General features: G+C 54.5%; 25 protein-coding genes, 1 other RNA gene and 3 pseudogenes. 7 read left to right on the forward strand and 22 right to left on the reverse strand.

The features are described from left to right. The first annotated feature begins 5 nt into the window (after positions 1-5). Positions 6-1,292, forward strand: coding sequence for an HlyC/CorC family transporter (locus C1N69_RS17115; protein WP_025759264.1), 1,287 nt, complete (start codon positions 6-8; stop codon positions 1,290-1,292). A gap of 55 nt (positions 1,293-1,347) precedes the next feature. On the opposite strand, the gene grpE is transcribed toward C1N69_RS17115, so the two are convergent. Further along, entirely contained in the window at positions 1,348-1,941 is a 594-nt protein-coding gene (gene grpE, locus C1N69_RS17120; protein WP_008502499.1) for a nucleotide exchange factor GrpE, read from the reverse strand. A 122-nt stretch (positions 1,942-2,063) separates the two neighbouring features. Here grpE and nadK point away from each other — a divergent pair, with 122 nt between their 5' ends. From nadK to bamE, 3 genes are all read left to right on the forward strand, one after another. After that, positions 2,064-2,942 carry an NAD(+) kinase gene (gene nadK / locus C1N69_RS17125; protein ID WP_155031576.1) on the forward strand — a complete coding sequence of 293 codons (879 nt, stop codon included), beginning with the start codon at positions 2,064-2,066 and terminating at the stop codon, positions 2,940-2,942. 85 nt (positions 2,943-3,027) lie between these two features. Beyond that, positions 3,028-4,689, forward strand: coding sequence for a DNA repair protein RecN (gene recN, locus C1N69_RS17130; RefSeq protein ID WP_155031577.1), 1,662 nt, complete (start codon positions 3,028-3,030; stop codon positions 4,687-4,689). A 138-nt stretch (positions 4,690-4,827) separates the two neighbouring features. After that, positions 4,828-5,166 (forward strand): outer membrane protein assembly factor BamE, encoded by a 339-nt coding sequence (gene bamE / locus C1N69_RS17135; protein WP_008502502.1) that lies wholly within the window; start codon positions 4,828-4,830, stop codon positions 5,164-5,166. 108 nt (positions 5,167-5,274) lie between these two features. On the opposite strand, the gene C1N69_RS17140 is transcribed toward bamE, so the two are convergent. Further along, on the reverse strand, positions 5,275-5,562 hold the full coding sequence (locus C1N69_RS17140) for an RnfH family protein (protein WP_025759268.1): 288 nt from the start codon (positions 5,560-5,562) through the stop codon (positions 5,275-5,277). Then, entirely contained in the window at positions 5,552-5,989 is a 438-nt protein-coding gene (locus C1N69_RS17145) for a type II toxin-antitoxin system RatA family toxin (protein WP_003863117.1), read from the reverse strand. The genes C1N69_RS17140 and C1N69_RS17145 overlap by 11 nt, the downstream gene beginning before the upstream one ends. Positions 5,990-6,145: 156 nt before the next feature. On the opposite strand from C1N69_RS17145, the gene smpB reads away from it, so the two are divergent. Continuing rightward, complete coding sequence (smpB, locus tag C1N69_RS17150) at positions 6,146-6,628, forward strand: SsrA-binding protein SmpB (RefSeq protein WP_024908331.1); 483 nt, start codon at positions 6,146-6,148, stop codon at positions 6,626-6,628. Between the two features lie 89 nt (positions 6,629-6,717). Further along, positions 6,718-7,081, forward strand: a transfer-messenger RNA (tmRNA) gene (ssrA, locus tag C1N69_RS17155). A 159-nt stretch (positions 7,082-7,240) separates the two neighbouring features. Here ssrA and C1N69_RS17160 read toward each other — a convergent pair. From C1N69_RS17160 to C1N69_RS17195, 8 genes and pseudogenes are all read right to left on the reverse strand, one after another. Further along, positions 7,241-8,059: a hypothetical protein gene (locus C1N69_RS17160; RefSeq protein ID WP_155031578.1), complete on the reverse strand. Its 819-nt coding sequence runs from the start codon at positions 8,057-8,059 to the stop codon at positions 7,241-7,243. 197 nt (positions 8,060-8,256) lie between these two features. Then, complete coding sequence (locus tag C1N69_RS17165) at positions 8,257-8,472, reverse strand: ogr/Delta-like zinc finger family protein (RefSeq protein WP_155031579.1); 216 nt, start codon at positions 8,470-8,472, stop codon at positions 8,257-8,259. Between the two features lie 69 nt (positions 8,473-8,541). Continuing rightward, a pseudogene (locus C1N69_RS17170) lies at positions 8,542-9,113 on the reverse strand (contractile injection system protein, VgrG/Pvc8 family); the annotation flags it as partial. Between the two features lie 34 nt (positions 9,114-9,147). Continuing rightward, a pseudogene (locus C1N69_RS17175) lies at positions 9,148-10,119 on the reverse strand (phage tail protein); the annotation flags it as partial. Next, complete coding sequence (locus C1N69_RS17180; protein WP_155031580.1) at positions 10,116-10,721, reverse strand: phage tail protein I; 606 nt, start codon at positions 10,719-10,721, stop codon at positions 10,116-10,118. The pseudogene C1N69_RS17175 and the gene C1N69_RS17180, both read right to left, overlap by 4 nt. Beyond that, positions 10,714-11,622 (reverse strand): baseplate assembly protein, encoded by a 909-nt coding sequence (locus C1N69_RS17185; RefSeq protein ID WP_155031581.1) that lies wholly within the window; start codon positions 11,620-11,622, stop codon positions 10,714-10,716. Before C1N69_RS17185 ends, C1N69_RS17180 begins: the two co-directional genes overlap by 8 nt. Then, positions 11,609-11,968: a GPW/gp25 family protein gene (locus tag C1N69_RS17190; RefSeq protein ID WP_155031582.1), complete on the reverse strand. Its 360-nt coding sequence runs from the start codon at positions 11,966-11,968 to the stop codon at positions 11,609-11,611. Before C1N69_RS17190 ends, C1N69_RS17185 begins: the two co-directional genes overlap by 14 nt. After that, positions 11,965-12,543, reverse strand: a complete 579-nt coding sequence (locus C1N69_RS17195) for a phage baseplate assembly protein V (protein ID WP_155031940.1) — start codon at positions 12,541-12,543, stop codon at positions 11,965-11,967. Before C1N69_RS17195 ends, C1N69_RS17190 begins: the two co-directional genes overlap by 4 nt. 100 nt (positions 12,544-12,643) lie before the next feature. Here C1N69_RS17195 and C1N69_RS17200 point away from each other — a divergent pair, with 100 nt between their 5' ends. Beyond that, positions 12,644-13,339, forward strand: a complete 696-nt coding sequence (locus C1N69_RS17200; RefSeq protein WP_155031583.1) for a DUF6216 family protein — start codon at positions 12,644-12,646, stop codon at positions 13,337-13,339. Position 13,340: 1 nt separating this feature from the next. Here the strand turns inward: C1N69_RS17200 and C1N69_RS17205 are convergent, their stop codons facing one another. The 11 genes and pseudogenes from C1N69_RS17205 to C1N69_RS17255 all read right to left on the reverse strand — a co-directional run bounded on the left by C1N69_RS17205 (position 13,341) and on the right by C1N69_RS17255 (position 18,776). Further along, positions 13,341-13,772, reverse strand: a complete 432-nt coding sequence (locus C1N69_RS17205) for a phage virion morphogenesis protein (RefSeq protein WP_075287537.1) — start codon at positions 13,770-13,772, stop codon at positions 13,341-13,343. 10 nt (positions 13,773-13,782) lie between these two features. After that, complete coding sequence (locus C1N69_RS17210) at positions 13,783-14,214, reverse strand: phage tail protein (RefSeq protein WP_155031584.1); 432 nt, start codon at positions 14,212-14,214, stop codon at positions 13,783-13,785. Continuing rightward, positions 14,177-14,425 carry an Rz1-like lysis system protein LysC gene (gene lysC, locus C1N69_RS22860; RefSeq protein ID WP_244956331.1) on the reverse strand — a complete coding sequence of 83 codons (249 nt, stop codon included), beginning with the start codon at positions 14,423-14,425 and terminating at the stop codon, positions 14,177-14,179. Before lysC ends, C1N69_RS17210 begins: the two co-directional genes overlap by 38 nt. Beyond that, positions 14,310-14,738, reverse strand: coding sequence for an Rz-like lysis system protein LysB (gene lysB, locus C1N69_RS22990; protein ID WP_155031586.1), 429 nt, complete (start codon positions 14,736-14,738; stop codon positions 14,310-14,312). The genes lysC and lysB overlap by 116 nt, the downstream gene beginning before the upstream one ends. Then, positions 14,735-15,250, reverse strand: coding sequence for a lysozyme (locus C1N69_RS17225; protein ID WP_155031587.1), 516 nt, complete (start codon positions 15,248-15,250; stop codon positions 14,735-14,737). Before C1N69_RS17225 ends, lysB begins: the two co-directional genes overlap by 4 nt. Beyond that, positions 15,231-15,446: a hypothetical protein gene (locus tag C1N69_RS17230; protein WP_050870765.1), complete on the reverse strand. Its 216-nt coding sequence runs from the start codon at positions 15,444-15,446 to the stop codon at positions 15,231-15,233. The genes C1N69_RS17225 and C1N69_RS17230 overlap by 20 nt, the downstream gene beginning before the upstream one ends. A gap of 3 nt (positions 15,447-15,449) precedes the next feature. Beyond that, positions 15,450-15,653 carry a tail protein X gene (locus C1N69_RS17235; RefSeq protein ID WP_000868184.1) on the reverse strand — a complete coding sequence of 68 codons (204 nt, stop codon included), beginning with the start codon at positions 15,651-15,653 and terminating at the stop codon, positions 15,450-15,452. Next, positions 15,653-16,117 carry a head completion/stabilization protein gene (locus C1N69_RS17240; protein ID WP_155031588.1) on the reverse strand — a complete coding sequence of 155 codons (465 nt, stop codon included), beginning with the start codon at positions 16,115-16,117 and terminating at the stop codon, positions 15,653-15,655. The genes C1N69_RS17235 and C1N69_RS17240 overlap by 1 nt, the downstream gene beginning before the upstream one ends. 93 nt (positions 16,118-16,210) lie before the next feature. Further along, positions 16,211-16,861 carry a phage terminase small subunit gene (locus C1N69_RS17245; protein WP_155031589.1) on the reverse strand — a complete coding sequence of 217 codons (651 nt, stop codon included), beginning with the start codon at positions 16,859-16,861 and terminating at the stop codon, positions 16,211-16,213. Positions 16,862-16,864: 3 nt separating this feature from the next. Next, positions 16,865-17,926, reverse strand: a complete 1,062-nt coding sequence (locus tag C1N69_RS17250) for a phage major capsid protein, P2 family (RefSeq protein ID WP_155031590.1) — start codon at positions 17,924-17,926, stop codon at positions 16,865-16,867. Between the two features lie 16 nt (positions 17,927-17,942). After that, positions 17,943-18,776, reverse strand: a pseudogene (locus tag C1N69_RS17255) (GPO family capsid scaffolding protein). Between the last annotated feature and the right edge of the window lie 105 nt (positions 18,777-18,881).

Here is an 18,881-nt window from a genome sequence, read left to right on the forward strand (position 1 = left end):
TCCCCCTGGAACACATCTCTACCACCACGCTGATCGTTATCCTGATCGTCATGGTGGTCATCTCCGCCTATTTCTCCGGCTCGGAAACCGGCATGATGACCTTAAACCGCTACCGGTTACGTCATCGTGCTAAACAGGGTAACCGTGCCGCACGTCGCGTTGAAAAGCTGCTCCGCAAGCCGGATCGCCTGATTAGCCTGGTGCTCATCGGCAACAACCTCGTCAACATTCTGGCCTCTGCCCTCGGCACCATCGTCGGGATGCGCCTGTACGGCAACGCCGGGGTGGCGATTGCCACCGGCGTGCTGACGTTTGTGGTGCTGGTGTTTGCCGAAGTGCTGCCGAAAACCATCGCCGCGCTTTACCCGGAGAAAGTCGCCTACCCGAGCAGCTTCCTGCTGGCACCGCTGCAAATTCTGATGATGCCGCTGGTCTGGCTGCTGAACATGGTGACGCGCGTCCTGATGCGGATGGTGGGGATCAAAGCCGATGTCACCATCAGCAGCGCGCTCAGCAAAGAGGAGCTGCGCACCATCGTGAACGAATCCCGCTCGCAGATCTCCCGACGTAACCAGGACATGCTCCTCTCGGTGCTGGATCTGGAAAAAGTGAGCGTGAACGACATCATGGTACCGCGTAATGAAATCGTCGGTATCGACATCAATGATGACTGGAAAGCCATTGTCCGTCAGCTGACGCACTCCCCGCACGGGCGCATTGTCCTGTATCGCGACTCGCTGGATGACGCCATCAGCATGCTGCGCGTGCGCGAAGCCTACCGTCTGATGACGGAGAAAAAAGAGTTCACCAAAGAGGTGATGCTGCGCGCCGCCGACGAGATTTACTACGTGCCGGAAGGCACCCCGCTCAGCACGCAGCTGGTAAAATTCCAGCGTAACAAGAAGAAAGTTGGCCTGGTGGTCAATGAATACGGTGACATTCAGGGCCTGGTGACGGTCGAAGATATTCTGGAAGAGATTGTCGGAGACTTTACCACCTCAATGTCCCCTTCCCTTGCGGAAGAAGTCACTCCGCAAAATGACGGCTCGGTACTGATTGACGGAAGCGCGAACATTCGCGAACTCAACAAAGCCTTTAACTGGCATCTGCCTGAAGATGAGGCTCGCACCATTAACGGGATGATTCTGGAAGCGCTGGAGGAGATCCCGGCGGCAGGCACGCGAGTGCGCATTGAGCAGTACGATATTGATATCCTGGACGTGCAGGACAATATGATTAAGCAGGTGAAGGTCCTGCCTGTTAAACCCCTGCGCGAAAGTATCGCTGAGTAAGGTTGTAGGCCGGGTGAGGCGAAGCCGCCCCACCCGGCACTACGCGTGCGGCAAATTACGCTTTCGCTTTCGCCACGGTCACCATCGCTGCGCGAATGGTACGGCCGTTCAGGGTGTAGCCTTTCTGCATCACGCCCAGCACTTTACCGGCTTCAATCTCTTCAGATTCCACCATCGCAATCGCCTGGTGAACGTTTGGATCCAGCGGTACGTCGGTATCGGCAATCACTTCCACGCCAAACTTACGCACCACGTCGAGCATGGATTTCAGCGTCAGCTCGATGCCTTCGATCATCGCCGCGTTGTCCGGATTCGCTTTGTCAGCGACTTCCAGCGCGCGATCGAGGCTGTCGATAACCGGCAGCAGTTCGTTGACGAATTTCTCCAGCGCAAACTTGTGCGCCTTCTCAACGTCCTGCTCGGTACGACGACGCAGGTTTTCCATCTCCGCCTTGATGCGCAGAACACTGTCGCGTTCGCGATTCTGTGCTTCTACCAGCTGGGCTTCCAGATTCGCAATTTTTTCATCGCGCGGGTCCACCTGCTCAGCAGATGCGTCTGGCTCTACAGCCTCAACTTCATCGTGCTGTTCCGTGATAATTTCTTCAGGGGCTTGCCCCTCAGGCGTTTTCTGTTCTTTACTACTCATGAATTTCTCCGCGTTTTTCTGCATTCATCTCGCTAACTTCGCTTATTATGGGGATCAGTTTCCGGGATTCAAGGGAACAAGACAGATTGTCATCATTCATCAGGCACAAGGACCTCCAGAAAATGAATAATCATTTCAGGTGTATTGGGATCGTCGGGCATCCGCGTCACCCTACCGCATTGACGACACATGAAATGTTGTATCGCTGGTTGTGTAGCAAAGGCTATGAAGTGATGGTCGAGCAGCAGATTGCCCAGGAGCTGCAGCTGAAGAGCGTCAAAACCGGCACGCTGGCGGAAATTGGCCAACAGGCCGACCTCGCCGTGGTGGTAGGCGGCGACGGCAACATGCTCGGCGCGGCCCGCACGCTGGCGCGGTATGACATCAAGGTCATCGGCATCAACCGTGGCAATCTCGGCTTTCTCACCGACCTCGACCCGGACAATGCGCAGCAGCAGCTAGCCGACGTGCTGGAAGGCCGCTATATCAGTGAAAAGCGCTTTTTACTGGAAGCGCAGGTGTGCCAGCAGGACTGCCAGAAACGCATCAGCACCGCGATTAACGAGGTGGTCCTCCACCCCGGTAAAGTGGCGCACATGATTGAATTCGAGGTCTATATCGATGAAATCTTTGCCTTCTCCCAGCGTTCTGACGGGCTGATTATCTCCACCCCGACCGGCTCAACCGCCTACTCGCTTTCTGCCGGCGGGCCGATCCTGACCCCGTCTCTGGATGCCATTACCCTGGTGCCGATGTTCCCGCACACGCTCTCCGCCCGGCCGCTGGTCATCAACGGCGACAGCACGATCCGTCTGCGATTCTCGCACCGGCGTAACGACCTGGAGATCAGCTGCGACAGCCAGATAGCGCTGCCAATCCAGGAGGGTGAAGACGTTCTTATTCGCCGGTGTGATTACCATCTGAATCTCATTCACCCGAAAGATTACAGCTATTTCAACACATTAAGCTCGAAGCTTGGCTGGTCAAAAAAATTGTTCTGATTTTGCATCCAGCACTTTACTGTATATAAAACCAGTTTATACTGTATGAAAACACAGTTATGGTTTTTCATACAGGAAAACAATTATGCTGGCACAACTGACCATCAGCAACTTTGCCATTGTTCGTGAGCTTGAGATCGATTTCCACAGCGGCATGACGGCGATCACCGGGGAAACCGGTGCAGGTAAATCCATTGCCATTGATGCCCTCGGCTTGTGCCTTGGCGGCCGTGCAGAGGGCGACATGGTGCGCATGGGCGCGAACCGTGCCGACCTTTGCGCCCGTTTCTCCCTGAAAGACACCCCTGCTGCTCAGCGCTGGCTGGAACAGAACCAGCTTGAAGATGGACGTGAATGTTTACTTCGCCGCGTGATCAGCAGCGACGGTCGCTCCCGTGGCTTTATCAACGGCACGGCGGTTCCGCTTTCCCAGCTTCGCGAACTCGGCCAGCTGCTTATTCAGATCCACGGTCAGCACGCGCATCAGCAATTGGTTAAACCCGAACAGCAGAAAGCGCTGCTGGACGGCTATGCGGGTGAGTACGCGCTTACTCAACTGATGGCTGAGCACTATCGCCAGTGGCATCAAAGCTGCCGGGAACTTGCCCAGCATCAACAGCAAAGCCAGGAGCGTGCCGCCCGTGCGGAGCTGCTGGAATACCAGCTTAAAGAGCTGAACGAATTTAACCCGCAGCCGGGTGAGTTTGAGCAAATCGACGAAGAGTACAAACGCCTGGCAAACAGCGGCCACCTGCTCTCAACCAGCCAGAATGCGCTCAACCTGCTGGCGGATGGCGAAGACGTGAACCTGCAGAGCCAGCTGTATAACGTTCGTCAGCTGCTTACCGAACTGGTCGGCATGGACAGCAAACTCTCTGGCGTCCTGGATATGCTGGAAGAGGCGGCCATTCAGATCTCCGAAGCCGGTGACGAACTGCGCCACTACTGTGAGCGTCTCGATCTCGACCCGAACCGTCTGTTTGAACTTGAACAGCGCATCTCCCGTCAGATCTCCCTGGCGCGTAAGCATCACGTCACGCCGGAAGAGCTGCCAGGCTACTATCAGTCTCTGCTGGAAGAGCAGCAGCAGCTTGACGATCAGGCTGACTCCCTGGAAACCCTCTCTCTGGCAGTGAGCCTGCACCATGAACAGGCGCTGGCGACAGCACAAAAGCTGCACGACATCCGTCAGCATTACGCTCAGGAACTGAGCCAGCATATCACGGACAGCATGCACACGCTGGCGATGCCGCACGGCGTCTTCACCATTGATGTTCGCTTTGAAGAAAACCACCTGACGGCAGAAGGTGCGGATCGCATAGAATTCCGCGTCACCACCAACCCGGGGCAGCCACTGCAGGCAATCTCCAAAGTGGCCTCCGGCGGTGAGCTGTCGCGTATTGCGCTGGCAATTCAGGTGATTACCGCGCGTAAAATGGAAACCCCGGCGCTGATTTTCGATGAAGTGGATGTCGGGATCAGCGGCCCGACGGCGGCGGTGGTCGGTAAACTGCTGCGCCAGTTAGGCGAATCAACGCAGGTGATGTGTGTCACCCACCTGCCGCAGGTTGCGGGCTGTGGACATCATCACTTTATCGTCAGTAAGGAAACCGACGGCGAGATGACCGAAACGCACATGAAGCCGCTGGATAAACGTGCGCGTCTGCAGGAGCTGGCGCGCCTGCTCGGCGGCAGCGAAGTGACGCGTAATACGCTCGCGAACGCGAAAGAACTGCTGGCGGCATAAACTTTTTCGGGATCTCAGGGTCATACAGAACAACAAAAACGCCGCCAGACCGGTTTCAAAGTGGGGCAAGGTCTATTATCATCGGCATATTACATATGAGCCGCGTTCTGCTCGGGCCCGAAAAGGAATCAAATCACTATGCGTTGTAAAATGCTGACCGCTGCCGCAGCGGTTCTTCTGATGTTGACCGCAGGCTGTTCCACTCTGGAGAAAGTGGTTTACCGTCCTGACATCAACCAGGGGAACTACCTTACCCCTAACGATGTGTCCAAAATCCGTGTGGGGATGACACAACAGCAGGTCGCTTATGCACTGGGAACCCCGATGATGTCCGATCCGTTCGGCACTAACACCTGGTTCTATGTCTTCCGTCAGAAGCCGGGCCATGAAGATGCAACCCAGCAGACCCTGACGCTGACCTTCAGCAGCGCTGGTGTGTTGACCAACATCGACAATAAGCCTGCCCTGACCAAATAACTCGGTGTCAGAAATGCAAAAGGTGCTCATTGAGCACCTTTTTTGTGTCTGAACACTTGCGCAGAATCGTAGCCCCGGTAAGCGCAGCGCCACCGGGGAAAGAAACCGCTACTTACCCGATTTCTCCGCACGCTGGCGACGCAGCTCTTTCGGGTCAGCAATCAGCGGACGATAAATCTCCACCCGGTCGCCCTCTTTCAGCACATCCCCCAGCTTCACCGGACGGCTGTAAATTCCAACCTTATTTTTCGCCAGGTCGATATCGCTGCGAAGCTCAAGGATGCCGGAAGCGCGGATAGCCGCTTCGACGGTCGCCCCCTCTTCCAGCGTCACGCGCTGCAGGTACTGCTTCTCCGGCAACGCATACACCACTTCTACCGCAATCTTATGCGACACTGTAAACCTCTTTGGCGCGGGTGGTGAACGCCTGAACCATGTTCGAGGCCAGCTCTTTAAAGATGCGGCCAAACGCCAGCTCAATCAGCTTATTGGTAAACTCAAAGTCCAGATGGAACTCAATGCGACAGGCGTCAGCGCTCAGGGGCGTAAATTTCCAGCCTCCCATCAGCTTTTTAAACGGGCCATCCACCAGATGCATCAAAATACTCTGATTGCTCGTCAGCGTATTACGGGTGGTGAACGTCTTGCTGATCCCCGCTTTGGAGACATCCACTGCCGCCGTCATCTGCGTCGGGCCGGACTCCAGAACGCGGCTCCCGGTGCATCCCGGAATAAACTCTGGATAAGACTGAACATCGTTCACTAACTGATACATTTGTTCCGCGCTGTAAGGCACAAGCGCAGTACGGCTAATCTGAGGCATAGCATTTCCCATGGTCACACAACGGACAAATAATAACATTTATCACCTGTTAAAAAAACGCTAAGCCTCATCTCGTGCTAAGATAGCGCGTTAGACCTCACAGGACGCAATGAGGTGACTTTTTGAAATCAGATTACCGACGGCTTTACGACACTTATGACGAAGAAAAAAGCACATAAACCAGGCTCGGCGACCATTGCGCTCAACAAGCGTGCTCGCCACGAGTATTTCATTGAAGAAGAATTCGAAGCAGGCCTTGCGTTGCAGGGCTGGGAAGTAAAATCGCTGCGCGCCGGGAAAGCCAACATCGGCGATAGCTACGTGATCCTGAAAGATGGCGAAGCCTTCCTGTTCGGTGCGAACTTTACGCCGCTGACCGTCGCCTCATCACACTATGTGTGTGACCCAACGCGCACCCGTAAGCTGCTGCTGAACAAGCGTGAGCTGGAATCCCTTTACGGGCGCATTAACCGTGAAGGTTTCACCGTGGTCGCCCTGTCGCTGTACTGGAAAAACGCCTGGTGCAAAGTGAAAATTGGCGTCGCGAAAGGTAAAAAACAGCACGACAAACGTACTGACCTGAAAGAGCGCGAGTGGCAGCTCGACAAAGCGCGCATCATGAAAAACGCAGGACGTTGATTCTGCACACTTATTGTACTATTCAATAAGTTAGCGTTCCGGGCTGGTATCCAGGAAGTGAAATCTGGTATACTTAGTTCAACACTATTGGGGCTGATTCTGGATTCGACGGGATTTGCGAAACCCAAGGTGCATGCCGAGGGGCGGTTTGCCTCGTTAAAAGCCGCAAAAAAATAGTCGCAAACGACGAAAACTACGCTTTAGCAGCTTAATAACCTGCTCTGAGCCCTCTCTCCCTAGCTTCCGCTCTTAAGACGGGGATCAAAGAGAGGTCAAACCCAAAAGAGATCGCGTGGAAGCCCTGCCTGGGGTTGAAGCGTTAAAACTAATCAGGCTAGTTCGTTAGTGGCGTGTCTGTCCGCAGCTGGCGTGCGAATGTAAAGACAAACTAAGCATGTAGTACCGAGGATGTAGAAATTTCGGACGCGGGTTCAACTCCCGCCAGCTCCACCAAATAAAACAAGGGGTTACGTGAAAACGTAGCCCCTTTGTCTTTGATAATGGCGGCAAAATGGCGACAGACTTTGTTGTGACTGCCCATTGACGCAGAGCATTTTAGAATGAGAAGTGAAGCCGTGATACTGGAAAATTCGCGTCACTGCAAAAAATCACTCAAGCTGCATCTTTCGTTTCAGCATTCAGCCCTTCAGCCATCTGCCTGTATTGAGCTGCTAAGTCATCTCGTTCTTTCCGTAGATTTCGTTCACCACTTGATGTTGGTACTTTGATAGGGTCTACTTTGTTGTTTTCAAGATTTGAAATCGCGGAATCATATGCGGCTATCGCATTTGCATAAGGGTCATATACTTTACTTACTGCTACTTGTTTAGCTCCAGTGTAATACGTTTGGAATGCTTGATTGATTTCGCCTTTCATTTTCTCCGCCAAACTATTAGCCTCTCCTTTTAATTGCTCACCCTTTTCTTGTAATTCACTGACTCTGGCATGCCAATCAGATGCAGTGAACTGTGGGACTGCAACAACCCAGTTTATTCTTTCGGAATTAATTTCTGGAATATCAATAGAGAAATCTACTCTCCCCATTGTAAACTCAGGTATATCCATAGAAATATCGATTCTCTTGGATCTAATATCCGGCACTGAAATTATCACTTTACCTGTAATAGGATTATCAGATATTACAACATCTTTCATATATGCCTCAGGTACATCAAAAGAAATCCCTTGCGTTTTCATCGTTACCTGAGGGAGATCAAGTGACATAGCCTTTGTTTTCATAATAACGGTTGGCACATCAAAGCTAACATCTTGATCCACCCACGTCACTGTTATTTTAAAATCAACCGCTGCACCTACATTGGAATCATCATCAGCCTCATTGGCTAAGGCCTCCCCTCTAGATTTAATGTCGTCAAAAAAAGGTTGATACTTCTGCTTAATTTGCTCAATGATTTCTTGGAAACTGGCCATACGCTCACCTCATAACCTATATTCATATTGAATTCTTAGTATGATTTAGTTTTAAAACATCTAAATAGCACTAAATGTTTATCGTAAATTTACAATTAATACTATCAGTCGAAAACAGTTAGCAAGATATCTTTTTTAAAGAAAAGATATCTTGCTAACTTTATGGTTGAACTTTATTTGGTGGAAGAAATACTAATTTAATAAGAAAACTGCTGCTGCATCCTTTTGGGGTGCGGTGGCGCGGCGCTGATCTTTTCAGGGCGGCACACAGAGCGAACAAAGGTTTCATGCGTTACGAACGTATGCCCGCACTCAATGTTGGTACACTGGTTGTAACGTTCTTTGGTGTGCGTGGAGGCTTGAAAACTGCTGCGTGTATGTACAGCCTGAGCGCACAATGGACAATTCATCATTTATCAACTCTCCTTTTCTTTTGCTAATATCGCAATAATTACAAATCATTATTCAACATTGAGAACCAATCATTCCATTTCGAGATCGTCAATTTTCACTTCAAACTCAATGCAGGTTGTGAAACCACTGTCAGCGCTGACCGTGTGTGTGAGCGTGTTGATCGTCCATTCCACTTCATCAATTGGCTGTTTAAACCCGCTCACCTTCACCGGCATTTCGGTATACAGATCAGCCCTTCCCTCTGCGAGCTGCAGGGAGAATGTTGCAACTCCGCGCTGCAGGCGCTCCCACTGCATCTTTGCCGCTCGCTCTGCATTGCTGCGGTTTGCATAAGTTCTGTTGAGTACCAGCACGCTTTCATCCGTTCCAACCAGGTAATCTCCCTGTTTTGCTTCCGACTCCTTTGCCGCGGTGATTTTCTTTCGACGGCGCTTAACCTTTGCCGTCTCTTTTTTCTTTGGCTCACGGGTATGGAGCCAGCTGGCAATCCCCCCGTATAAGCATCGCGATCGGCCAGGGTAAAACGATGACCGTCATCGGCCTGGCGGGTTATGGTGATAACCGGCAGCGGCTTACCGCTTGCCGTTCTGCCCTGCCCCTGGCGGATAAACAACAGATTGCCGTCCTTAACTGAGGCTACTCACCAGGTAGCGAGGCGTTTTCGCCAGTTCAGCAATACCTAGGTACTTCAGAATCTCTGCCACCGACTTACCTGAAAGCTCTGTCAACGTCGTATCCAGTGGCTGCTTACCTGAAAGCGCATTGGTCACCGTGGTAGCGAAGTTAGGATCGTTACCCAGCGCTGCGGCCAGTTCGTTTAACGTATCAAGTGCCGCCGGCGATGAACCGACAAGTGCCGCCAGAGCTGGCTTAACAAAAGCCGTGGTGGCACTCTGCGTGTTGTTGGCGGTCTGCACTGCAGTGGGTGCCGTCGGAGTTCCCGTCAGGACAGGATTTGCCAGTGGCGCTTTCAGTGACAGCGCGTTATTGAGTACCGCCACCACCGCCTGCACAAATGCCGTGCTGGCAATCTGGGTTGTATTGGTTCCCGCCGGAGCGGTAGGGGTTTAAGATGTCCCTGTCAGTGTCGGGCTGTCTTTCGGGGCATACTGCGAATGCGGATCGGCTGCAGCCAGGTGTTTTGCCTGTTGGTCATCCACGTACACCTTCAGCTCCAGCACCCGGTCATTCATTTATTTACGGGTTACCAGCACCACGGCAGGGTCAATTTTCAGGGTGATGGTATCGGTGCTACTGGTAATCAGCACCATGCGCACGGTCTGGGTGCGCCCGCTCCCCTCCGCCAGCTGCGGCTTGTAGCTCTCCGGGCAGTTGCCCACGGCAATCAGTGCGCCGGTTTCATCAAACAAACCAACCTCACGAATCCACCAACCGCCCTCAGTTTCGGGGATCACCTGCTCAGCAATAATCTGACTACTGTTCTGCGGATCGATGTACAGCATATTGAGGGAAGCGCGGCGTTTTTCAGCAACCAGCGCGGTCTGCTGAGCGCTTGGAGTCGGTAGCAAGCCGCCACCGTCACCCACAGCCATCTGGGTTATTTTCAACGGAACACCGAGCGCGGCGGCGCTTGCCAGTTTCGCCGCGCCGATATCCGTCAGCAGGGTATAAAATTTTGCGCTCATGGATTCACTCTCATTGTGTCAATAACATGGACCGCTCCGCCCTCATAAGCGGTGCCAGCGGAAATAATGGTTTCGTTGATGTACGGGTAAATCGTAATTTCTTCGCCGGTGTAGGTGGCTGCGCCCACAAAATAGGGGCCGCTGGTCTGCAGGTTGATGGACATGCCGATCAGATGGCGGCTGCACGGCTTGGCATCACCGATCTGGCGCTCCAGCTCCAGATAGGTTTCTTCCGTAATCCCCTGGTCCTGCACGCCGATATCCAGGCGAAACGTGCCCGGTTGCTCGCCGGTCTGCCACCACTCAATGATGCGGATCAGGAAGCCGAATGGCTCTACCACGCGCCGCACGGCGCTGGTTGTCCCCTTGTGCTGATGGATATAGAACGCATCCTGCACCACGCGGCGCTTTACGCTCTCCGCCCATCCTTCGTCCCAGCGATCAACCGAAAAGGCCCACGCCAGATAAGGCAGAAACTTAACCGGGCATGTTGCCGGGTTCCATAAATCGCGCAGCGGCACCTGCAGTTCGGAAATTCCGCTGCAGGTCTGAGCGAGACGGCGCTCAAGCGGCGATGAACCAGGAGGAAGCAGACTATTCATCCGTTCCCCCGTTGGTTACGCTCCATTCGGTACATGAAGCGGCTTGTGTCTTATCCAGCACCACATCAGCGAGCGGCGAGGCCAGCTCAACACGCTGCACACCTTCAACATGCAGCGCGGCATAAATAGCACTGCGGCGAATATCACGCCCCAGCCTCGTCTGGCTGGCGATATATTTCTGCAGGCTGGCTTTTGCCGCCTCCATCACCGGCTCAACTTCTGGCCCTGGGTAAAGAAAAATCGTCGCATCCACGCTGTACGGAATAATTTCAGCGCTGCGCACCGTCAGACGGTCAGCAACCGGCCGCACGTTCTCACAGTTAAGCGCCTGTTCAACCACTGCCAGCAGATCCGCCGCTGCCGTTCCGTCGCCCTCACGGCTCAGCACGGTAAGCACCACCTCCGCCGGTGCCGGGCTGGTTGCGCTGGCGTCAACCACTCGCCCGCCAGCGCTTTTAGCGTGAAACTCGTAGGCCGCCGTCGGCCCCGCAACGGACAGCCCCTCAAATGCAGCAGGAACACGCAGGCGCAGCGCCTCATCACTTTCCATTACCGCTGCGACCGGCGGCACCGCGTCGTTATCCGCAGGTGTAACCGTCAGCCGCTTCACGTTGTAGTTGGCCGCCATCTGATCGAGGTCGCCGCCGATGGCATAAGCCACCATGACCGCCTGCGCGGCCTCATTAATGCGCTGACGCAGGAGGATTTCACGATACGCATTTTCCTGCAGGAGCTTGGTCACAGGTTCAGACTCCAGCTCAAGCGTGCGCCTTACCGCGTCCTGCTCGTCTGCCGGATAAAGGGCCACAAAAGCGGCCTTGCGCTCAGCCAGCAGCGTTTCAGAATCCGGCACGTCCACTATCTGTGGCGCGGGCAGCTGGGAAAGGTCATTCACTGCCATTGTCTGCTCCTGTAGTTACCGAAAGGGAAACCGGTGCGCCGTTGTTGCGCTGCCCGGTAAGCTCAACCACCATGGAGCCGTCAAAATTGCTGCTAATGGTGATGGAATCCAGCGTAAGCCGTGGCTCCCAGCGACTCAGCGCCACATAGACCGCAGACATGATCTGCAGGCGCAGCGCCGGGTTCTGCGGCTGGTCAATCAGGGCGGAAAGCAGGGAGCCGTACTCCCGGCGGGCAATCCGGCTGCCCTGCGGGGTCAGCAGAATATCCCGCACTGACTGGCGCAGATGGTCCGTATCAGTAATGGCCTTGCCATTGCCCTGGCTCATGCCGATATACAGCGTCATACCGGGCCTCCTGACGTATCGCCGCCGGACTTCACACCAGTGTGACCGTGTTTATCCACCACGATCCCGTTGGAACTCATCGCGCCTCCGCCCTGGGTGACACTGCCATTGATCACCATCTCGCTGTTAATGCGCGTGGTATCAGCCTCCACCACAAACTCACCGGTTTTGAGGGTGATATTGTCTGCCGCCTCGATCACCATGGATTTGATACCCCGGACGTGCCACCGCCCGGTGGCGGGTTCATACTCAAACCAGCCCCCGTCCGGGTACTCCGTCACGCAACCGTCCACGGAATCCGAGGGCGGCGCAAACTGATTGGAGTAGATGGCAGGCAACGCAAAAGCAGTTTCCAGATTGCCGCCCATGCTCAGCAGCACCACCTGCTCATCCGGCGACGGACACCACCATGTACGGGCACCACCGGCACGCAGCGTCAGCCAGTTAATCCAGTTGGTTTCAAGCTCGCCCACTCTCACCCGGCACAGCCAGTTTTCCCGGTCCACTTCGGTCACGGTGCCGGTGCGGATCAGGTTGGTGATAAGACGCATGATTTCGGTCAGTTGTGCGTTCATGTTGTCAGATTGCATGTGATGTCATTTTTTAAAAACAATGCTTCATTGTCTGGTCTTTGATACAAATACTCATGGACATTAAACTGTGAGGGAACTCTGGATGGAGTTTGATAAAATAAATGCATTCTTAGCCACAGCTATAGGTGGACTAATATTTAAATGGCTTGCGGGTGGAGTATCCTCTTTTTGGGCATGGCTAAATAAGTCCCATCCAGAAGAAGATTTTTTGGTGTCCAAAATCGGCATCACAAAACCAGTTATCAGGCTTAGTTTTTGCAAGTACAAACGAAACACTAAACCGCACACTAAGAACAATAAAATATTTCTCACCATATTTGGTTCTATAGTTATAGCCCTATCCGCTGTTGGTTTTTATCAATTCACGAAACTTGTTATTCAAGGACCAGTGCAGTGGATCGATTTTAAATATAAAGAAACAGGTGATTCGTTATGGATTAGACAGGATGAAGCAAGAAACAAGCCAAACAGTCCAAAATGGAATATATCTCCTGACACCTGCCTTAACCAAAAGGCATTAGATAAAATCACATCAATAAAACCCAAAACCATTGAATTCATTTGCGGTTACATGCTAGATCCAAAAAGGCGAGAAGAATTAGGTGTAGCAGCCAATAAAAACTCTCTCGGGCTAATGGTTATGATTCCCATAGCTTATTTATCTCTTCTATTTTTCTTCATGCTTGGCACAGCCATGTTTATTGATTTATATATAAACGCAAAAATCACCTTATTCAATAAATCAGAAGCAGAGAAAAGTTATCAATACCTAACATGAACTAAAGCCTAACCAGCCAGCGCAGCAGAGTGTCACGGGTAATGGTTTCCACCTCATCATTCACGCCCAACAGGCGGCGCTCTGCGTAGCGGACCTCCGGGCCTTTTCGGCTGACGCGATCCCGCAGGCCATAATGGTGAACACGGGCAATGCGCTGCACCTTGCCATCAAACTGCACGCTGGCGGAGTCCGCACTGGCGGCGGTTTTCAGGTATTTTGTGGTGCGAAGCTTTGCAAACATCTGCCGTTTGATGCGCCCCTTCTTGCTGCGGGCTGTCACCCGGCGCGGCTCATAGCCGCTGCCGTCAGGATTACGCTGCAGCCTGATGTTCTGCTGCTGCGTCCGGCGCAGCTGTTGCGCCAGTTGCCGCATCATACGGCTGCGTGCGGCAGGCTCCAGATTTGCCAGCAGCGCCGTCAGCCAATCATCCACCCTCTACAGGTCATCCACGTTTCACCGTCCACATTTCTTCGGGTACATCGGGTTCCGGCACCGCTTCAACGCTCGATACGGTGCCGTCTGTGCTGACAATCACGCGCTCCGTGAGCTGCAGATTGAGGCTGAGATCACACAGATCGTTGCTCAGGATATCGACGTCAAAGGTAAAAAATTTTTCGCGCAGTTCCGGGTTGTTGATGGCGTCCGGTTGATTGGTCATTAACCAGAGCAGCACGGGCGCCATCACTAAATTCTGGTTGCCGCTAAAATCTTCAATCACCACGTTCAGAGTGTAGCGGTATTCCCATGACATTGAACGGGCGCCGGTTGCAACCAGCGAACCGTTATCAACAAAAAGGTGCAGTTTGTCCGGGTTGTCACGGACATACGCCACCGATTTATTCAGGGCGTTGCGTAAGGACTGCGGCTTGTTCACTGTCTCGCTCCTGACACGCAATAATCGTGTCCACTTTGTCGGCACATGCCGCCCAGGCGGCCTCAGTCTCATCCAGCACCTGATTCAGATCCCCATTACTGCGCGGCGTTGACCTGTCCAGGCGGCACTGGGTCACTTTTGGACAACCACTCACGGTAAGCTCCACCTCCGGCGAGGGCCGGGCGGTCCCGCAGCCGGATAATGTCAGCAGGCAAAGGAGTGTCAGCCCAGCGGCGTAAATCCTCGTTTTCACGTTTTAGCTCCTCGATCCGGCGCTGGCGACTCCGCAACAGCGCGGAAGTATCCTCCGCTGCAGCATAAAGTTGCATCTGCGCCCGACTGTTGGTTTCGGTAAGAATGGACAGGCTGATGAGCTGGCTGTTTTTCTTCGCCAGCTCCTGCTTGTTCTTTTTAAGCGCCTCAGCCTGCGTCCCGATGGTGTGACCGGCATTATTAAGCCGCCATGACTGCCAGCCCAGCAGTGCCAGCACCAGAGCCAGAATCACCGCCAGCGCGCGCGTCATGCCCCTGCTCCTTTAAGACACCAGGCAAGCTCACGGGCGCGCCGGTTTTCCAGCCCTTTATTCCATTGACCATTTACATAAACCCAGCGGGGGAGCTGGTTGCACGCCTGCCACCATTGTTGGCGATTGATGTAAGAAACCATTGTTGACCGGCAGATTGCCCCCGTTCCGACATTAAAGCCGATACTGATCAGGGCATCGTAAACATGCTGAGGTGGCTTAACCTGCAGGCAGGCTTCAATCCTTTTTTCCGTCAGCAACACGTTATTAATCAGCCCCTGCGCTGCCTGTCGCTCCGTTATGGTTTTGCCCGGCACTACCCCGGACGTATTGCCGATCCCGTCAGTCCAGACCCCGGCGCTGCACTGGTATGGCTGCAGGCGGCCCCCTTCGAAATCAGCAATCAGTTTCAGCCCCTCAACTGAGGTATGAAGCGACTGAAAACCCGGCAGCGTGGCGGCAATCGCCAGCACCGCGCCGACCAGGCAACGCTTAACGATTGAAGGACTCATATTCCCCCCTGGATATTCTGCCGTCCCGCAGCAGCTGGTAGGCTTTCAAGCGTAAATAACAGGTCACCGCTGCAGTAATAATCCCCAGCGCAAGACCGGTAATGGTCGATACATCTTTAAGAGACAAATCGCCGAGCCATGCCAGAAGCAGGGCAACGCAGTAAGTGATAAAGGCGCTGATTCGTTCAAGCGTCATAGTTCAGTCCCATAACTGGACAGTCTGCGCAGTGGTTGACGCCGTGATATCCGGCAGCTCCACCTGCAGCCCGTGCGGTAAAAAGGGGCCATATTCAGCCAGCCCCGGATTCGCCTGCAGCACCTGTTCAGTGACTCCCTGCGTGCGCCCGTAATGGCGCCAGCAGAGTGCGTCCACCGTGTCATACTGATGCGCACGCACTTTCATCAGATAAGCTCCACCGTGCAGTGCGGTGCATCCTGCACACGGCTGATAGCCCAGCGGGCATCACGCCACAGATCGCCGCTGACCTCCGCCAGTTCCTCCCCTCGCTTTACCCCGGACGCCGTGGCGTCATAATCCTGGTAACGCTCATTGAGCACGGCGCGCGCCCAGCAATACACGGCGTTGAGGTAGTGCTGAATGCGCTCGCTTTTGCCGTCCAGCATTTCCGCCGGCACGTCAGCCAGATCCCGGTAGCCCAGCATCTGCTGGCGGTTGCGGAAGTCGTACAGCTCAGCGTTAACTTCGGAAATGGCTGTCAGCGCAACCTGCCTCAGACGGGGCTGCGTCACCGTGCCGTCAGTGCGCATCACACTGCGAAATTCCGACAGGTCCACATCAGGCCAGAACGGCGTATTTTTAATAACGTCCGCCTGTTCCGGTGACTGTTCTGGCGCAACAAACTGCATGCGGCTTTCTCCTGAAATAGTGGGCGGTGGACGGGGTTTTGATGTGGCAGTGCCTTTCGCCACCCCGTGCCGCCCGTGCGCGGGGCACGTTCGTTAGCGGCTGTCACTGCGCAATCTGCGCTCCAGCTGCTGCTTTTCTTTTTTCACGCCGCAGCGGGGATCGAGCTGCAGCGCATGGGTAAGGTGATTAAGCGCAGAAGCCGGGTTGCTTTCGGTCAGTACCGCGCCGATGGCTTTGTGCAGGCGTGCCCGGGACTGGTCCGGCATATCCAGATCGGGAGTCAGTTCCAGCGTCTGCAGGAGCAGATCGGCATCAAAACCGGCGGCGGCCAGCAGGGCGCTTTGTGCGGCGTCAGCCATTTCTTCCGCCAGAACGGTCTGCACGTTGCGGTTGCCCAGCGGCATCACCCAGCCATGGCGCAGCGCATGACGCCCGATTTCCAGCGCACCGGCATAATCACCGGCATCGATACGCCACAGCATCACGTACATCAGCACGTCATCCTGCTGCGCACCTCCGGCAGCCAGCACGCCCTCCGCCCAGGCGGCATACTTCGGCAGAAGCTCCACCTTGATTGCCGCCTTTTTCACGGTGGACTGGATACCCTTAAGGCGGCGGCGGTCTTCTGACAGCTGCAGTAGCATCAGGTCATAGCCGGACGCATGGCGAACACTGCCGCACTCCCGGGCGGCCTGTTCGGCCTGAATGCGCAGGCGGTGCTGCCGTGCGGGACTCAGGCTCATGCGTTACTCCCCACCTTCCGGCGCAGCTGGCGCGGTGAAGTCACCGATAGTGATGTTTTCGACCAAGGCCGCGCAGCGGTAGTCTTCAATCACATACGCTTCGTTGACGGATTCGAAGTTCTCAATTCGGTCACGTTTTGGGTTGTCGATAACAGAACGGCGGCGGGTGTCCTCCTGCCAGTAAATGGACAGGTTATCCAAACGGGTGATCAGCAGGGCATTCGCCGGGAAGAACGGCGCACGAACCGCCTGCAACCCACCCATGCGTTTCTGGCTGATAATCAGATCGGCGGCGATTTTCTCGCTGTTTTCCTGCTCTTTGTTAACCAGCGGGAAATACTTGTCAGACAGCAGCTCGCGGCCGCAGATAACAACCATCTCGTCATCGTCCTGATAAACCACGTCGATCAGCTCGTTGACCGCATCCATCACCAAGGCGTCCAGGTTGGCATAGTCGCCGCCCTTGCCCACCTTCACCGCGCCTGCGGTGATGGTGCCGTCCTGGGTGGTGCTGCCCATAACGTGGTCCGGCGCATCTTCGCGGATTTTCTGCAGCCAGCCCTTATTCACGTCCTGCAGCAGCGGGTTTTCAGCGCGATTAGAGGTTTTGGCACGCTTAACGCCGTTGAAGCCGATCATGATGCGGTCCAGCGCCTGACGCTTGACGATGGCGTTACGGATACGCACCTGGAAGTCCTGGAATTTCGCCCACAGGTCCAGCTTTGCGTAGGTCAGCACCGTATCAAAGTTGGTCTGTTCGCATTTATATTCCACGTCCTCCATCAGCATCGGATCGATAGGTTCGCGCTCTTTGGTGGTGGTGTCGGTGGTCCCGGCAATGGTGGAGCCAACGCCCAGGCCAAGCAGCTGGCCGGACTGTTCCGCAACCGGCGTGATGTTAATCAGCGTCAGGAAAGCGGCGGACTGCTGGATCTGATCTTCCAGCGTCTGCTGTACGGACGGCTCTACGGTGAACTTGCTGGACAGTTCTTCCACTTCCACGTTGTTCAGGCGCGCCAGCTGCTGAAGGTAGGCGTTAAAGGCAAAGCGGGTATTCTTTTTCATCGGGTTTTATGCTCCATCAGCAATTGGTCAGGGTGCCAGCCGGTGCGTCACCGCCCGGCGCGCGCTGGCGGTAATCTTTACGGCTGTCTTCACGGCTCAGCTGCTGCTGAAGCTCGGCAAAGGCGGCCTGCTGCTCCTGCAGCGAAGATTCAAGCTCAGACATGCGCGCGTCCTGGTCGGACAGAGATTTATCAGTACGCTCGCTCAGGTTCTACTGCTCGGTGGCGACCAGCTCGACGGCTTTGTGCACATCTGAGAAACGCGCATCATCGGTCTGCTCTTTTTTGGTGAACAGGGCGGTGACGCGGGCAAAGAGGGACGGCTTTTCGTCCTGGGTTTCTTCCAGTTCGATCAGCGTTTCTTCGGCGGCGGTAAACAGGTTTTCAGGGCTTAACTTGCGATTAGCCAGCGGGTTCTGTTTGGCGGTGGCACTGAAAGCCAGCATCTCGGTGCCCAGGCTCGCCGGATCGTCAGTGGCAGCCAGGCCGACGAGATAGGCTTTGCCGGTGTCGGCAAATTTCGGGCTGACTTCCATAGAGGTGAATTGCTTTTGCCACTGCTTAATCAGACTAATCAGATCGGGCGAAGGGTTAATCTCGGCGTACAGCCCCATTTTCCCTTTTAATGGCCCTTCCGTGATTTCTTCGGCAGTTAAGCCGGTGACATGCCCATAACGCTTAAACGTGCCATCTGGTGAATAGCCTTTAATGTGCTCAGGGTTAATTTGTGCCGTATACACCTCAGGATTGTAGCTGGCAGCCATTTGTACCAGCCATTCACGCTGGATTTCGCGCCCGTCGGTGGTGGCACCTTCCACCCCGATACGGAAGCGCTTTGCTTTCACTGTCATGAGCCGTGCTCCGTTAGAAATAACTTACTGGAGCCTTATGGTTGCGGTGATGGGGGGAGTGAAACAACGCGCGGCGCTTGTACGGTCAGCCACACAAACCGCAGC

It is taken from the genome of Enterobacter sichuanensis, from assembly GCF_009036245.1.
Classification (GTDB): Bacteria; Pseudomonadota; Gammaproteobacteria; order Enterobacterales; family Enterobacteriaceae; genus Enterobacter; species Enterobacter sichuanensis.

Excerpts from the sequence above, each read along its gene's own strand:
- C1N69_RS17200 (WP_155031583.1), top strand. The coding sequence starts at position 12,644 with ATGGAGTTTGATAAAATAAATGCATTCTTAGCCACAGCTATAGGTGGA.
- C1N69_RS17160 (WP_155031578.1), bottom strand. The coding sequence starts at position 8,059 with ATGGCCAGTTTCCAAGAAATCATTGAGCAAATTAAGCAGAAGTATCAA.
- C1N69_RS17190 (WP_155031582.1), bottom strand. The coding sequence starts at position 11,968 with ATGACGCTGTATATCGGCATGAGCCAGGGCAATGGCAAGGCCATTACT.
- C1N69_RS17145 (WP_003863117.1), bottom strand. The coding sequence starts at position 5,989 with ATGCCTCAGATTAGCCGTACTGCGCTTGTGCCTTACAGCGCGGAACAA.
- bamE (WP_008502502.1), top strand. The coding sequence starts at position 4,828 with ATGCGTTGTAAAATGCTGACCGCTGCCGCAGCGGTTCTTCTGATGTTG.
- C1N69_RS17240 (WP_155031588.1), bottom strand. The coding sequence starts at position 16,117 with ATGCAGTTTGTTGCGCCAGAACAGTCACCGGAACAGGCGGACGTTATT.
- grpE (WP_008502499.1), bottom strand. The coding sequence starts at position 1,941 with ATGAGTAGTAAAGAACAGAAAACGCCTGAGGGGCAAGCCCCTGAAGAA.
- C1N69_RS17245 (WP_155031589.1), bottom strand. The coding sequence starts at position 16,861 with ATGAGCCTGAGTCCCGCACGGCAGCACCGCCTGCGCATTCAGGCCGAA.
- C1N69_RS17250 (WP_155031590.1), bottom strand. The coding sequence starts at position 17,926 with ATGAAAAAGAATACCCGCTTTGCCTTTAACGCCTACCTTCAGCAGCTG.
- C1N69_RS17180 (WP_155031580.1), bottom strand. The coding sequence starts at position 10,721 with ATGAATAGTCTGCTTCCTCCTGGTTCATCGCCGCTTGAGCGCCGTCTC.
- C1N69_RS17225 (WP_155031587.1), bottom strand. The coding sequence starts at position 15,250 with ATGAGTCCTTCAATCGTTAAGCGTTGCCTGGTCGGCGCGGTGCTGGCG.
- C1N69_RS17165 (WP_155031579.1), bottom strand. The coding sequence starts at position 8,472 with ATGATGAATTGTCCATTGTGCGCTCAGGCTGTACATACACGCAGCAGT.
- C1N69_RS17195 (WP_155031940.1), bottom strand. The coding sequence starts at position 12,543 with ATGAACGCACAACTGACCGAAATCATGCGTCTTATCACCAACCTGATC.
- C1N69_RS17230 (WP_050870765.1), bottom strand. The coding sequence starts at position 15,446 with ATGACGCTTGAACGAATCAGCGCCTTTATCACTTACTGCGTTGCCCTG.
- C1N69_RS17185 (WP_155031581.1), bottom strand. The coding sequence starts at position 11,622 with ATGGCAGTGAATGACCTTTCCCAGCTGCCCGCGCCACAGATAGTGGAC.
- nadK (WP_155031576.1), top strand. The coding sequence starts at position 2,064 with ATGAATAATCATTTCAGGTGTATTGGGATCGTCGGGCATCCGCGTCAC.
- C1N69_RS17235 (WP_000868184.1), bottom strand. The coding sequence starts at position 15,653 with ATGAAAGTGCGTGCGCATCAGTATGACACGGTGGACGCACTCTGCTGG.
- lysB (WP_155031586.1), bottom strand. The coding sequence starts at position 14,738 with ATGACGCGCGCGCTGGCGGTGATTCTGGCTCTGGTGCTGGCACTGCTG.
- recN (WP_155031577.1), top strand. The coding sequence starts at position 3,028 with ATGCTGGCACAACTGACCATCAGCAACTTTGCCATTGTTCGTGAGCTT.
- smpB (WP_024908331.1), top strand. The coding sequence starts at position 6,146 with ATGACGAAGAAAAAAGCACATAAACCAGGCTCGGCGACCATTGCGCTC.